Here is a 14,182-nt window from a genome sequence, read left to right as displayed (position 1 = left end):
ATAAACCACACTTCCTCTGTGCCACGGACCCGCCATGACCCGCCTGCCCGCCCCGCTCCAGCGCGCCCTTGCCAACGGCAGCCTGTACGCCGTACTCGCAGCCCTGGGCTTCAGTTTCAAGGCCATCTTCGTCAAGCTTGCCTATGCCGCAGGCCCGGTGGACGCCATCAGCCTGCTGGCACTGCGCATGGCCCTGTCGCTGCCGCTGTTCGCCTGGCTGGTGTGGGCCAGCCGTGGCCAGGGCGGCGCGCCGCTGAGCGCTGGCGACGGCCTGCGCGTAGCCTTGCTTGGCCTGTTCGGCTACTACCTGGCCAGCCTGTTCGACTTCTACGGCCTGCAATACATCAGTGCCGGGCTCGAGCGGCTGATCCTGTTCACCTACCCGACCCTGGTGCTGGTGATCCAGGCCATTGTCCAGCGCGAACGCCCGACCCTGCGCACCCTGGCGGCCATGGGCCTGTGCTACCTGGGGCTGGGCATCGCCTTTGTCCACGACATCGGCGCCTCGGGCGGCGGCAATGCGGTGCTGGTCGGCTCGCTGTGGGTGTTCGCCAGCGCGGTCACCTATGCCCTGTACTACTCGGGCACCGGCATGATGCTCAAACGCATGAATTCGATGCGCCTGGCCGGGTTGTGCGGCACCGCCTCCTCGCTGATGGTGCTGGCCCACTACCTGCTGGTGGCCGATGTCGCGCCGCTGCTGCAGCTGCCCGGCACGGTGTGGCTCAACGCAGCATTGATGGCGCTGTTCTCCACGGTGCTGCCGATCTACTGGGTGGCGCTGGCGATCCAGCGCCTCGGGCCCACGCACACGGCGGCGGTGGGCAACCTGGGGCCGGTGCTGACGATGCTGGCCTCATGGCTGATCCTCAGCGAGGCGATCTCCTTGTACCAGGTGGCCGGGCTGGTCCTGGTGCTGTTCGGGGTATCGCGGCTGAAACCGGCGAAAAAGCCAGAGGCGCCAACCGCACCGATTCCGGCCTCGGCGCGGTCCCTGTAGGCGCCATGCATCCGCTGCGGGCACGCATGGCATTTGCCCTGCACGGCGAACCCATGGCATAGAAAGGCTGTCCACGTCCTTACCCGGCCGCATCGCGCCCTCCAGGAGATCTCCATGAGCAAGCCCCCTTATGTCCCGCCCAAGGTCTGGACCTTCGAGGCCCCTTCCGGTGGCCAGTTCGCCAGCATCAACCGCCCGGTGGCCGGCGCCACCCACGACAAGCCGCTGCCCACCGGCAAGCATCCGCTGCAGCTCTACTCCCTGGCCACGCCCAACGGGGTCAAGGTCACCATCCTCTTGGAAGAACTGTTGGCCCTCGGCCACGGCGACGCCGAGTACGACGCGTGGCTGATCCGTATCGGCGAAGGCGACCAGTTCGGCAGCGGCTTCGTGCAGGTCAACCCCAACTCGAAGATCCCCGCCCTGCTCGACCGCAGCGTCGAACCGCCGGTGCGGGTGTTCGAGTCCGGCGCGATCCTGCTGTACCTGGCGGAAAAATTCGGCGCCTTCCTGCCCCAGGACCTGGCCGCACGCACCGAAACCCTCAACTGGCTGTTCTGGCAGATGGGCGCCGCACCTTATCTGGGCGGTGGTTTCGGCCACTTCTACGTCTACGCGCCAGAAAAGTTCGAATACGCGATCAACCGCTTCACCATGGAAGCCAAGCGCCAACTCGACGTGCTCGACCGGCGCCTGGCTGAAAGCGCCTACCTGGGCGGCGACGTGTACAGCATCGCCGACATCGCCGTCTGGCCCTGGTATGGCCAACTGGTGCGCGGCAACCTGTACGGCGCGGCCGAGTTCCTCGCGGTGGACGAATACGCCAATGTGCAGCGCTGGGCAGAGGCCATCGCCCAGCGCCCGGCGGTGCAGCGTGGTACCCGCATCAACCGCACCTGGGGCGAGGAAGCCAGCCAGGTGGCGGAGCGCCACGCGGCCAGCGACCTGGAGTGACCCAGTCACCCCGCACATAGCGACGCGTACACCTCATTCGTGTTGCCTATGCCTCGAGGGGCATAGGCAACTGCGCACACCGACCTGCCGTTCGATTGCCTGGCTGCAACCAACCATTTCCCCGCTGCATGCCTGCGCCCATCGGGACCTTCTTGCTACACTCGCCGCCATGATTTTCCACCTGCACAACTGTGGTGACAGCATGATCGAGGTAACCGAGGTTTCCATTGCCGAGCTGCGCGACGCGCTCGAGTCCGGCCGCACGACGGCCGTCGAGCTGGTCAAGGCGTACCTGGCCCGCATCGACGCCTACGACGGCGCCGACACCGCCACGCGGCTCAACGCCGTGGTGGTGCGCAACCCCGAGGCCCTGAAAGAGGCCGAAGCCTCCGATGCCCGCCGTGCCCGTGGCGAAACCCTCGGCCCGCTGGATGGCATCCCCTACACCGCCAAGGACAGCTACCTGGTCAAGGGCCTGACTGCCGCCTCCGGCAGCCCGGCATTCAAGGACCTGGTCGCCCAGCGCGACGCCTTCACCGTCGAGCGCCTGCGCGCCGGCGGCGCCATCTGCCTGGGCAAGACCAACATGCCGCCGATGGCCAATGGCGGCATGCAACGTGGCGTGTATGGCCGTGCCGAGAGCCCGTACAACGCCGCCTACCTGACCGCCCCCTTCGCCTCCGGCTCCTCCAACGGTGCCGGCACCGCCACCGCCGCCAGCTTCAGCGCCTTCGGCCTGGCCGAGGAAACCTGGTCCAGTGGCCGCGGCCCGGCCTCGAACAACGGCCTGTGCGCCTACACCCCGTCGCGCGGGGTGATCTCGGTGCGCGGCAACTGGCCGCTGACGCCGACCATGGACGTGGTCGTGCCTTATGCGCGGACCATGGCCGACCTGCTGGAGATCCTCGACGTGGTGGTGGCCGACGACGCCGACAAGCGCGGCGACCTGTGGCGCCTGCAACCCTGGGTGCCGATCCCGGCCGCCTCGAGCGTGCGCCCTGCCTCGTACCTGGACCTGGCCGTGGGCGCCGAGTCGCTCAAGGGCAAGCGCTTCGCGGTGCCACGCATGTACATCAATGCCGACGCCGAAGCCGGCACCTCGGAGAAGCCCGGCATCGGCGGCCCGACCGGCCAGCGCATCAATACCCGTGCCAGCGTGATCGAGCTGTGGCAGCAAGCCCGCCAGGCCCTGGAAGCGGCCGGTGCCGAAGTGGTCGAGACCGACTTCCCGCTGGTCTCCAATTGCGAGGGCGACCGCCCCGGCGCGCCGACCGTGTTCACCCGTGGGATCGTCAGCAAGGAGTTCCTGCATGACGAACTGTGGGAACTGTCCGGCTGGGCCTTCGACGACTTCCTGCGCGCCAACGACGATCCCAAGCTCAACCGCCTGGCCGATGTCGATGGCCCGCAGATCTTCCCCCACGACCCCGGCACCCTGCCCAACCGTGAAGACGACCTCGCCGCCGGCATGGACGAGTACGTCAACATGGCCAAGCGCGGCCTGAAGAGCTGGGACAAGATCGCCACCGTGCCCGATGGCCTGCGCGGCCTGGAAGCCACCCGCAAGCTCGACCTGGAAGACTGGATGGACGCCCAGGGCCTGGACGCGGTGCTGTTCCCCACCGTGGCCGATGTCGGCCCGGCGGATGCTGACGTCAACCCGGCCTCGGCGGACATCGCCTGGAGCAACGGCATCTGGGTGGCCAACGGCAACCTGGCGATCCGCCACCTCGGTGTGCCGACCGTGACCGTGCCGATGGGCGTGATGGCCGACATCGGCATGCCGGTGGGCCTGACCTTCGCGGGCAAGGCGTACAGCGACAACAATCTGTTGAAATTCGCCGCCGCCTTCGAGTCCACCGGCTCGCGCCGCATTGTCCCGCCGCGTACGCCGAAACTGGGCTGACGCACCTGATCGCGGGGTCATCCCGCTCCTGCCTTGAGTAGGAGCGAGATGGCCCCGCGGTTGCTTTTGAGCATTCGAAACTCTCGCCAAATTCAACTTTTTGTGTAATATTCAACACAATATTGAATCTGGTGCCGACCATGCTCACCCTCGCCCACGAACGCCAGCTCACCCTGAACGTGCTCAAGACCGCCCTGCAGGCGCTGGGCAGCGTCGTCCCGCGTAATGTGGAAATCCTTCTGCACGACCTCGAACACCCGGAACGCTCGGTGGTGGCGATCGTCAATGGCGAGCTCTCCGGCCGCCAGGTCGGCAGCCCGATACTCGCCGCTCCCGAACAGGATCAAGGGTTCAAGGCCTTGATGCAGGCCGCCGCCGACCAGCAAGGCTGCGACCCTGTGGTACTGCCCGACTACCCCACCACCCTCAAGGGGCGCAGCCTGCGCAGCGCCACGGCGATCTACCGTGACAGCACCGGACAGCCCTTCGCCAGCCTGTGCGTGAACACCGACGTCACCGGCCTGGACGCCGCCATGGCGTTCCTGCGGCACTTGCAGCCGCTGGGCGCCACACCGGCGACGGTGCCAGGCGACGAGCCAGCGGACATGACCGCGTTGATGGCCGGGATCATCCAGGACGCGCTGCAGCGCAGCGGCCAGGGACGGATGACGAAGCAGGCCAAGGTCGAAGCCGTGCGCGTGATGCAGGAGCGCGGCCTGTTCATCGTCAAGGGCGGCGTCGAGAAAGCCGCCGAGGCCCTCGGCGTGACCCGCTACACCGTCTACAACTACCTGGAACAGCTGCGCGGCGAGCCCGCCGCGGCTGCCCGCGACTGAGCCACGGAGCCCACCATGCCCTTGCATATCCCTACCCCACTGATCGAATCCCGTCCGCTGTCGCTGAGCGCCGGCCGCCCGGTGTGGCTCAAGCTCGAAGCCCTGCAACCCTGTGGCTCGTTCAAACTGCGCGGCGTCGGCCACGCCTGCGAGGTGCACCATGCTCGCGGCGCCCGTCACTTCGTCTCCTCATCCGGCGGCAATGCCGGGCTGGCGGTGGCCTACGCCGGCCGCAAGCTCGGCGTGCCGGTGACCGTGGTGGTGCCCGAGACCACCACCGAACGGGCCAAGGAACTGCTGCGCCTGGAAGACGCCAGCGTGGTGGTGCGCGGCAGCTCCTGGCAGGAAGCCAACGAGCACGCGCAGACCCTGCTGGGCGCGGGTGACGCCTTCATCCACCCGTTCGACGACCCGCTGCTGTGGACCGGCCACGCCAGCATGATCGATGAAGTGGCCCAGGCCGGCTGCAAGCCGGATGCGGTGGTGCTGTCGGTCGGCGGCGGCGGCCTGCTGCGCGGCGTGGTCGAAGGGTTGCAGCGCAATGGCTGGCAGGATGTGCCGGTGCTGGCCGTGGAAACCGAAGGCGCGGCGTCGATGCACGCGGCCATGGCTGCCGGGCACACCGTGGAACTGCCGGGGATCACCTCGGTAGCCACTTCACTGGGGGCCAAGCGGGTGGCCGAACAGGCGCTGGCCTGCACCCGCCAGCACCCGGTGGTCAGCCACCTGGTGAGTGATCGCGAGGCGCTCGACGCCTGCGAACGCCTGCTGCGCGATCACCGCCTGCTGGTGGAGCCGGCCTGCGGCGCGGCGCTGGCCTTGCTCGAACACCCCGACGCAGTGGCGGCCTTTGGCAATGTCCTGGTGATCGTCTGCGGTGGCGCCACCGCAACACTGGAGCAGATCCGCGCCTGGCGCGAAGCCTGCTGATCCGACACAGGCTCGCTTGAACACGAGCCTGGGCAGCTGTCGGCGAACACGTTACCGCTATATACTTTTGAACATATCGATTCAGAAGTACGTGTTTGCCATGCCCAGTATCCGTGATCGCAACCTGCAACTGATCCTCGCCGCCGCCAGCGAGGAATTCGCCCACCATGGTTTCGCCGCCGCCCGGGTCGACGCTATCGCCGCCCGCGCCGGGCTGCCCAGGGCCAACGTGTTCTACTACTTCCGCAACAAACGCCTGCTCTACACCGCAGTGCTCGACCTGGTGATGGAACCCTTGCTGCGCGCCTCGCGCAGCCTGGTGCCGGAGGCTCACCCCGAACAGGCCCTGCCCCGCTACTTCAAGGCCAAGGCCGAGGTGGCACGCCAACACCCCGGCGCGGTGCGCGTCTGGCTCAAGGAAATGCTGCATGGCGCCCGGCAACTGCCCGGTGAACGCGCCGAGCTGCTGCGCGGCAGTGCCAGGCAGACGCTGGCCTGCCTGGCGCAGTGGATGGAGCGCGGGCTGATCGTGCGGACCACGCCCGAGCACCTGCTGCTGTACCTGTGGTCTACGTCCCTGGCGACCTTCCGCTTCGGCATGGCCCCCGGCAGCTCAGCGCAGATCAAGCCATCCCGCGCCTCGACCCAGGCCCAGGCCGAGCTGCTCTTGCGTGGCCTGCGCCCCACGCCCTTTTTTGCCCATTCGCTATAGCGTAAAGATTATAGCGATAGCTTCAGGCTTGTTCAGCTACCCCCCCCTGCAACCGCGCCCACAGCCGCTCGACATGCTCGCGCTCGGTGGGCAGCGCCCCCACCGAGACCCGTACCATCCAGCGCCCGTCCAGGGTCGCCGGGGTCACATAGGCATCACCCGAGGCGTTGAGGCGCTCGGCCCAGGCGCGGGTGTGGGCATCCAGCGCCTCGCCCTCGAGACCTGTCGGGCAATGGCGGATGCACAAGGTCTGCAACTGCACCGGCGCCAATACCTCCCACGCGGGCGCCCCCTCCACCTGCGCGGCCAGCCACTGCGCGTTTTCCAGGTCACGCCGCAGGCGTTGCTGCAGGGCCTCGACACCTTCGCTGCGCAGCATGAACCACAGTTTCAAGGCGCGGAACCGACGCCCCAGGGGAATGCCCCAGTCGCGCAGGTTCTTCACCTCGCCATCGACCGCCGACTGCAGGTAGCTGGGGTTGGTGCTCATCACCCGGATCAGGTGCTGCGGGTCACGCACATAGTAGATCGAGCAATCGAAGGCCACGCCCAGCCACTTGTGGGCATTGACCACCACCGAGTCGGCCAGCTCGATGCCGTCCCACATCCAGCGGCATTCCGGGAGGATCATCGCCGAACCGGCCATGGCCGAGTCCACGTGCAGCCACAGCTGGTTGGCCTGGGCGATCTCGCCGATCGGGCGCAGCGGGTCCAGCGCGGTGGTGGTGGTGGTGCCGGTGGTGGCAACCACGGCGCAAGGCTGGTTGCCGGCGGCGAGGTCCTGGGCGATGGCTTCGCGCAGCGCCTCCGGGCGCATGGCGTAGTGCGCGTCGGTAGGGATCAGGCGAATGTTTTCACGGCCGAATCCGGCCAGCAGCGCGGCCTTGTCCACCGAGCTGTGGGCATGGGCGCTGACGTAGACCACCAGGGGCTTGCCCTGGGCCTGCAGGCCGCCGCGCACCTGGGCATGGTCGGTGGCACGCTCGCGGGCGCAGATCAGCGCCACCAGGGTACTGGTCGAGGCGGTGTCCTGGATCACCCCGCTCCATTGCCCGCTCAGGCCCAGCAGCTGACGCAGCCAGTCGAGGGTGGTTTCCTCCAGTTCGCTGAGGGCCGGGCTGGACTGCCACGACAGGCCGAGCACGCCCAGGCCGGTGCTGAGGAAGTCGCCGAGCACCGACGACAGGGTGCCGTTGGAGGGGAAGTAGCCGTAGAAATCCGGGTGCTGCCAGTGGGACAGGCCGGGCATCACCAGCTTGTCGACGTCGGCGAGGATCGCCTCGAACGGCTCGCCTTGCTGCGGCGCGCCCTGGGGCAGCGCGGCCTTGAGGTAGCCGGGTTCGACCTGGGCCATGACCGGGCGTTCGCCGACGGTCTGGCGATAATCGGCGATCAGGTCGATCAGTTGGTGGCCGTACTGGCGGAATTGTTCGGGGGTCATGGGCGGTCTCCTGGCTGACAATGCCTCGCAGTCTAGGCCTCCATCACCCGCCGAATAACCCCGCTTCACGCATAGCTGCTATGGCAAAGGCGCATGCCCACCCTGCACGCCGAACTGCGACTGGCGCCACACCTCGAACACCCGGTTACGCAGCCAGCGATGTTCGGCCGAGGCCTGCAGACGCTGATGCCATACCACCCAGTAACGCTGGGTGTGCTCGACAAAGCCCATCGGCCGCCAGCTCAGCCCATGCAACCGCGCCAGTTGCCGGGCGATATGCTCGGGCACCGTGGCCAGCGCCTGGCCGTTGCCGACCACCTGGACCATCGCGCTGAAGAACGGCACCTCCAGGCTGACGCGCCGTTGCAGCCCCTGGGCACGCAGATGGCGGTCGATGAAACTGTCCTTGTCGCCGCCACCGGACACCCGCACGTGCTTGAAGGCCAGGTAGTCATCCTGGCTCAGTTCGGCGCGGGCGCTCAGCGGATGGTCATGGCGCATCAGGCACACCGCCCGATCCTCGCCCAGCAGCCGACCGTGCAGGTTGGGTGGCGACTCATCGAACAGCGTGGTGGCCAGGTCGATCTCGCCGCTGGCGAGCAAGGCGTACTGCCCGGCCTGCCAAGTGCGGTACTCCAGTGATACCCCTGGCGCCTCCTGCTCCAACGCTTTCACCAGCTGCGGCAGCATATGTTCAGCCACGTAGTCCGATGCCGCCAGGCAGAAGCGCCGTTCGCAGCGCGCCGGGTCGAACGCTGCGGGCTGGCGCAGTGCGTTGAGCTCGTCCAGTACCTGGCGCAATGGCTCGACCAGCGTTTCGGCGTGTTCGCTGAGCACATAGCCACGCCCCTGGCGCACCAGCAGCGGGTCGTCGAAAGCCTCGCGCAGGCTGGCCAGCTGGCGGCTCAGCGCCGATTGGCTGCAGCCCAGGCGCTCGGCGGCGTGGCTGAGGTTCTTCAGCTGCAGGAGGCAGTCGAGGGTGCGCAGGTGGGCGAGGCTGAGGGAGGCGAAGGTGGGGTTCATGCAAGCTCCCCTTGGGTGAGTCTAAAGGCCTCATCGCCGGCAAGCCGGCTCCCACAGGCATCTGCGCAACCCTGTGGGAGCCGGCTTGCCGGCGATTGGGCCGCAGAGCGGCCCCTGAAGCACAAATCAGTCAGTCAGGCCGACATAGACGTTCTGCACGTCTTCGTTCTCGTCGATAGCCTCGAGGAAGGCCTCGACCTCGGCCAGGGCTTCGGCGCTCAGGCTGGCCGCACTCACCGGGTTTTTCGGGGTGTAGCCGATCTTCGCCGAGGTGACGGTGAAGCCATGCACGGGCAGGGCCTTCTGCACGGCATCCAGGTCAGTGGTGTCGGTGATGAACAGGGTCGAACCCTCTTCCTCGCCGTCCTCGAAGTCCTGGGCACCGGCTTCGATGGCTGCCATTTCCGGGTCGGCGTCGCCTTCCGGGGTCGCCTCGATCAGGCCGACGTGGTTGAAGTCCCAGGCCACCGAGCCGCTGGCACCCAGCTGGCCCTTGCGGAACAGGACGCGGATCTGCGCCACGGTGCGGTTGACGTTGTCGGTCAGGCACTCGACGATCAGCGGCACCTGGTGCGGCGCGAAGCCTTCATAGCTGACGGCATGGTACTGCACGGCCTCGCCGTCCAGACCTGCGCCCTTCTTGATCGCGCGCTCCAGGGTCTCACGGGTCATCGAGGCTTTCTTGGCCTGGACGATGGCCAGGCGCAGGCGCGGGTTCATGTCCGGGTCAGCGCCGGACTTGGCGGCGATCTGGATCTCCTTGGCCAGCTTGCCCATGATCTTGCCCTTGGCGTTGGCCGCCGTTTCTCTATGCTTGGCTTTCCACTGTGCGCCCATATCGACTCTCTTTGTTTCAGCGGCCGGTTCAGGAAGCGACCGGCCAAAAAGTGGGGAGAGTTTATACGCCCTGCGCACCGGGTTCGACAAGAAATCGCATCAGCTTCAGCCCTTGTCGGCCTTCCCCGCCGCCGCCGCGAACTTCGCCAGGCGCACATCCAGCCCGCGTGGACGCAAGCCGCGGTCTTCGGCGCGCTCCTTGCGGCGAATGGCGTTGCGCACCATCAGCGACCCCAGGTAGCGCACCGGCTCCGGCGGGAAACGCCCCAGCGGACCCTTGACCAGCGGCGAGCGGGTCCAGGCGTTGTCCAGCCCCAAGGTCAGCGACGAGAGGATCTGCCCGCCCATGTGACACGGCCCCACCCCGCTGCCTGAATAGCCGAAGCCATAGAACACGTTGCCCTGCCCATCGAGCCGGCCAAAGAACGGCAGGCCGGTCACCGAGCGGTCCGACGGCCCGTTCCAGCTCGCCGCCAACGGCACCTCGGCCAGCGCCGGGAAGAACTCGGCCAGGCTGTCACGCAGCAACGGTTGATACGGCGACGGCTGGTCGAACACCGGCAGCATGCGCCCGCCGTAGGCAAAGGTATTGCCGCCCTTGCCGAGCATCAGCCGACCGTCGGAGGTGTTGTGGTAGTAGTGCACGAAGATCCGCGAGTCGAGCACGCTGACGCCGCTGTCCAGGCCGATCTGACGCAGCAGCTCGGGGCACGGCTCGGTGATCACCATGTCGCTGGAGACGATCGCCACGCTGCGCTCGAACTGCGGGAAAGCCCGCGCCATCCAGGCATTGAGGCCCAACACCACGCGGTCGGCGCGGATGGTGCCGGCCCGGGTGCGCACCTGTGCCGGCGCGCCATGCTCCAGGCCGGTCATCGCCGTGCCTTCGTGAATGCGCACGCCACGCTGCAAGGCTACCCGGCGCAAGCCGCGCACCAGACGCCCCGGCTGTACCGTGGCCGCGGCCGGCGAGTACCAGCCCTCCAGATGCCGCTGGGAGCCGGCCAGGCGCTGCACCTGTTCCAGCGCCAGGCGCTGGAACGAGTTGATGCCGTGGCGCTCCAGCGCGGCGATCACCGCATCGGTGCCGCCGAGCTGGGCCTGGTTGGTGGCGGTGTAGAGCGTGCCGTCCATGCGGAAGTCGCAGCGGATGCCATTGGCCGCGCAGAACTCGCCGATGGCGCCGATGCTGCGTTCGGACTCGCCCACCAGACGCACCGCCTCGGCCACCCCGAACAACCGTTCGAGGGTGAAGTACTTGGCCGACCAGGACAGCGCGCAGCCACCGTTGCGCCCGCTGGCCCCGGCGCCGCAGATGTCGGCCTCGATCAGCAGCACCTCCAGCTGCGGCGCCTGTTCCTTGATCATCAAGGCAGTCCACAACCCGGTGTAGCCACCGCCGACGATGCACACGTCGCAGCGCGCATCGCCGGCGAGCGGCGGGCACAGGGCCTCGTCTTCCTGGTCCAGGGCCTGTTGCAGCCAGAAGGGTCTCATCTGCTCGCTTTCCTCTAGGTACGCAGTGGCTTGATCGCCATGCCGGTATTGGGGGCCACGTCGGTGGCCTGGGGTGCCGTCGCCGGCCGGCTGTTCCAGTGCGGCAGCAGCACCAGGGCGGAGAACAGCGCGGTGCCGGCGAAGACGATGAATACCGTGACGCTGTCGAAGTAGCCCGGCAGCAAGCCGCCAAGCACCGCGCCCACCGAGCCGCAGCCGTTGACGAAACCAGCCGCGGTGGCGCCGGCCTTGGCCGTGCCGAAGTCGATGGCCGCGGCGCCGCTGATCATCGAGTCCGGGCCGTAGAGGGTCAGGCCCATGACGAACAGCAAGGCCACCACCAGCGCCACGCTGCCGCTGTGCATCGCCGCCATGAAGCCGGCCAGGGTCAGGGTCAGCAGCACCAGGCTGATCACGCAGGCCGGCATGCGCCGGGCACCGAACAGCTTGTCCGAGGCCAGGCCGATGAGGATCGGCCCGAGCAGCCCGGCCAGCTCGAACGCCGTGGGGATGATCGCCGCGCCGACCTTGCCAACCGAGGGCATCTGCTCGAAGACGATCACCGGCCCCCACAGCAGGATGGCGTAGCGCGCCGGCTTGAGCATGAAGTAGGCCAGGCCCAGGGTCAGCACCGTGCGGTTGCGCAGGATCTCGCGCAATGGCGCCCACACGCTGCACAGGTTCGCCCCTGGGGCCATGCTCTGTGGCTCGGGCTCCACCGCCGGCAGGCCGACGTCCTCGGGCTTGTTGCGCTGGAAGATGAAGAACAGCACCGCCACCACGGCCACCACCACGGCACTGGAGAAGAATGCCGCGTGCCAGGTGCCGACCAGGGTGTAGGCCCACCAGCCGGCGAACGGCGAGGCCACCAGGCCACCGAAGGCGTAGCACGAACTCCACAGCCCCAGTACCCGTCCGCGCTGGGACGCCGGGAAGAAACTGCCGATGTTCTTGCACAAGCCCGCCCAGCCGGTGGACTGCGCCAGCCCTTGGACCAGCATGCAGGTAGCGAAGATCGGGAAGGTTGCGTAACTGCCCATCACCACCGCGGCGGCCGACGAGATCAGCAGCCCGCCGAGCACCACCACGCGCGGCCCGAAGCGATCGGCGAGCATGCCCCAGGTGAACTGGCCCACGGCGTAAGCGGCCAGGTAGATGGCGTCGAGGTTGGCCATGGCGGCCTTGTCCAGCATGAAGGTCGGGTCTTCGCCGATGCCGAGCTTGGCCACCGAGAAGGCCTTGCGGGTGAAGTAGAAGGCGGCATAGGCCAGCCAGGTGATCGCGAAAATCTGCACGCGCCAGCGCTTGATGGCGCCCAGGGATTGGTTCATTTGACTCTGACCTCTTGTTTGAGTGTGCCGGCAGAATGTGAGGAAACGCCTGTCTTGTTGTTGTGTTGCGCACTGCGTGACGGAGGGACGTCACCTGGTCAGATGGCGGTGGTGCCGCCATGGCCGACATGCCGCTGCTCGTGGCAGAGGCGTCGGGTTGAAACACATGGAAACAGCTGCTGACTGATAAATAAAATCGATTTATCGTATTTCACACATAAGCCCAGCTTGTAAGCGGAGTGTTCGATGTCGGTTTCCCACGCTCAACTCAAGGCCTTCCACGCGGTTGCCGAGCAAGGCAGCTTTACCCGCGCGGCGCAAAAGCTGTTTCTCACCCAGCCGGCGGTGTCCGACCAGGTGCGCAAACTGGAGGAGCGCTTTGGCGTTTTGCTGTTTCACCGCAACAAACGCTCGGTGCAGTTGACCGACCTGGGCGAGCGCCTGCTCGGCGTCACCCAGCGCCTGTTCGCCTGCGAGGCCGAGGCCCAGGAGCTATTGCAAGACTCACGCGCCCTGCACACCGGTAGCCTGACCCTGGCGGTGGACGCGCCAGTGCATGTGCTGCCGCAGATTGCCCGGTTCTGCCAGCGCTATCCGGGGATCCAGGTGAAGATCGAGACCGGCAACACCGATGAGTCGCTGGCGCGGTTGTTCAGCTACCAGGCCGACCTGGCCCTGCTCGGGCGCGATGTCGATGACGAGCGGCTGTTCTGCGTGCCGATGCGGCGCGACCCGATGGTGGCGTTCGTCTCGCACCAGCATCCCTGGGCCAGCCGTGGGCAGATCAGCCTGGCAGACCTGGACGATACGCCGCTGGTGCTGCGTGAGCCGGGGTCGGTGACGCGGCAAACGCTGGAGGAGGAGATGCAGCGGGCGGGGTTGCGGATTCGGTCGGCGATCCAGGTCGAAGGGCGGGAGGCGGCGCGGGAGGCGGTGGTCGTGGGGATTGGTGTGGGGGTGGTGTCCGCGGCTGAATTCGGGGCCGATGCGAGGGTTTGTGCTTTGCCGATTGTGGATTGTCAGCGGCATTTGACGGAGACGTTGGTGTGTTTGCAGGAACAGCGGATGCGGCGGGTGGTGGCTACGTTTTTGGAGATGGTTTTGGAGGGGGGTTAGGGTCTGGGCCTGGGTGATTGTTTTGGGATTTGTATGCGCATTCGTAGACGATGCTGACATTTAGTCACCTTTCCGCCCTTACGGCGGCCTACTTTGGTCTTGGCCAAAGTAGGCAAAACCGTTCGGCTCCGTTCATACGGCCCCTGCGCTTCGCTCCGGGGTTCCCTCGCTCCGGGCTTGCTCCGGGAGGACGCGCCGACGGGCCATCCATGGCCTGATCGGCGCTTGACGGGCATCCATGCCCGTCACCTCCCTGCGCAAGCCCTGCGCTCGGCCTCCTGAAGTCGCAATTTGTGTCGCCTGAACTATCGCGCGCTTAGAAGCAAGATCAAGTGCAGATCAAGTGCAGATATCTTGGTTTATTAGTGGATGATATGTTGTTCTTCATTACGCCATCGCGGGTCAAGCCCGCTCCCACGTTGAATGACATAATCAAACTATCGTGGGAGCGGGCTTGCCCCGCGATGTTGATCTAGAGCTCCCACGATGGCAACTAGCGACTAGCCGCGTTAGTGCAGGCGCCGCCCGTAACTTCGCGACTTCAGGAGGCCGAACGCAGGACTTGCGAAGGGAGGTGACGGGCATGGATGCCCGTCAAG

General features: G+C 66.9%; 12 protein-coding genes. 7 read left to right on the top strand and 5 right to left on the bottom strand.

The genetic code is table 11. The features are described 5' to 3' along the window. Positions 1–34: 34 nt before the first annotated feature. The 6 genes from ACZ9C1_RS03455 (at position 35) to ACZ9C1_RS03430 (ending at position 6,338) form a co-directional block, all read left to right on the top strand. The gene (locus ACZ9C1_RS03455; protein ID WP_110701603.1) at positions 35–1,000 is read left to right on the top strand and encodes a DMT family transporter; all 966 of its coding nucleotides are present in this window, start codon (positions 35–37) and stop codon (positions 998–1,000) included. Between the two features lie 114 nt (positions 1,001–1,114). Then, the gene (gene yghU, locus ACZ9C1_RS03450) at positions 1,115–1,954 is read left to right on the top strand and encodes a glutathione-dependent disulfide-bond oxidoreductase (RefSeq protein ID WP_476253591.1); all 840 of its coding nucleotides are present in this window, start codon (positions 1,115–1,117) and stop codon (positions 1,952–1,954) included. A gap of 202 nt (positions 1,955–2,156) precedes the next feature. Then, on the top strand, positions 2,157–3,860 hold the full coding sequence (locus ACZ9C1_RS03445) for an amidase (protein WP_476253590.1): 1,704 nt from the start codon (positions 2,157–2,159) through the stop codon (positions 3,858–3,860). 140 nt (positions 3,861–4,000) lie between these two features. Then, positions 4,001–4,696, top strand: a complete 696-nt coding sequence (locus ACZ9C1_RS03440) for a helix-turn-helix transcriptional regulator (protein WP_367856344.1) — start codon at positions 4,001–4,003, stop codon at positions 4,694–4,696. A gap of 15 nt (positions 4,697–4,711) precedes the next feature. Further along, positions 4,712–5,626, top strand: coding sequence for a pyridoxal-phosphate dependent enzyme (locus ACZ9C1_RS03435; RefSeq protein WP_139670155.1), 915 nt, complete (start codon positions 4,712–4,714; stop codon positions 5,624–5,626). Between the two features lie 100 nt (positions 5,627–5,726). Further along, on the top strand, positions 5,727–6,338 hold the full coding sequence (locus tag ACZ9C1_RS03430; protein ID WP_476253589.1) for a TetR family transcriptional regulator C-terminal domain-containing protein: 612 nt from the start codon (positions 5,727–5,729) through the stop codon (positions 6,336–6,338). A gap of 22 nt (positions 6,339–6,360) precedes the next feature. On the opposite strand, the gene ACZ9C1_RS03425 is transcribed toward ACZ9C1_RS03430, so the two are convergent. The 5 genes from ACZ9C1_RS03425 to ACZ9C1_RS03405 form a co-directional block, all read right to left on the bottom strand. Then, on the bottom strand, positions 6,361–7,779 hold the full coding sequence (locus ACZ9C1_RS03425) for a DOPA decarboxylase (protein ID WP_476253588.1): 1,419 nt from the start codon (positions 7,777–7,779) through the stop codon (positions 6,361–6,363). Positions 7,780–7,857: 78 nt separating this feature from the next. Beyond that, on the bottom strand, positions 7,858–8,802 hold the full coding sequence (locus ACZ9C1_RS03420; protein ID WP_139670148.1) for a LysR family transcriptional regulator: 945 nt from the start codon (positions 8,800–8,802) through the stop codon (positions 7,858–7,860). A gap of 126 nt (positions 8,803–8,928) precedes the next feature. After that, positions 8,929–9,639 carry a YebC/PmpR family DNA-binding transcriptional regulator gene (locus tag ACZ9C1_RS03415; RefSeq protein WP_476253587.1) on the bottom strand — a complete coding sequence of 237 codons (711 nt, stop codon included), beginning with the start codon at positions 9,637–9,639 and terminating at the stop codon, positions 8,929–8,931. Between the two features lie 105 nt (positions 9,640–9,744). Next, the gene (locus ACZ9C1_RS03410; protein WP_110701585.1) at positions 9,745–11,136 is read right to left on the bottom strand and encodes an FAD-dependent oxidoreductase; all 1,392 of its coding nucleotides are present in this window, start codon (positions 11,134–11,136) and stop codon (positions 9,745–9,747) included. A 14-nt stretch (positions 11,137–11,150) separates the two neighbouring features. Further along, a complete protein-coding gene (locus ACZ9C1_RS03405; RefSeq protein WP_110701583.1) occupies positions 11,151–12,467 on the bottom strand; it encodes an MFS transporter in 1,317 nt (438 codons plus the stop codon). Between the two features lie 246 nt (positions 12,468–12,713). Between ACZ9C1_RS03405 and ACZ9C1_RS03400 the strand changes: the two genes are divergently transcribed. Next, positions 12,714–13,583, top strand: a complete 870-nt coding sequence (locus ACZ9C1_RS03400; RefSeq protein ID WP_139670143.1) for a LysR substrate-binding domain-containing protein — start codon at positions 12,714–12,716, stop codon at positions 13,581–13,583. The last annotated feature ends 599 nt before the right edge of the window (positions 13,584–14,182 follow it).

It is taken from the genome of Pseudomonas sp. TE21435, from assembly GCF_056279265.1.
Note: the sequence above shows the minus strand (reverse complement) of the source record. Positions and strands in the feature narration are given on the sequence as shown.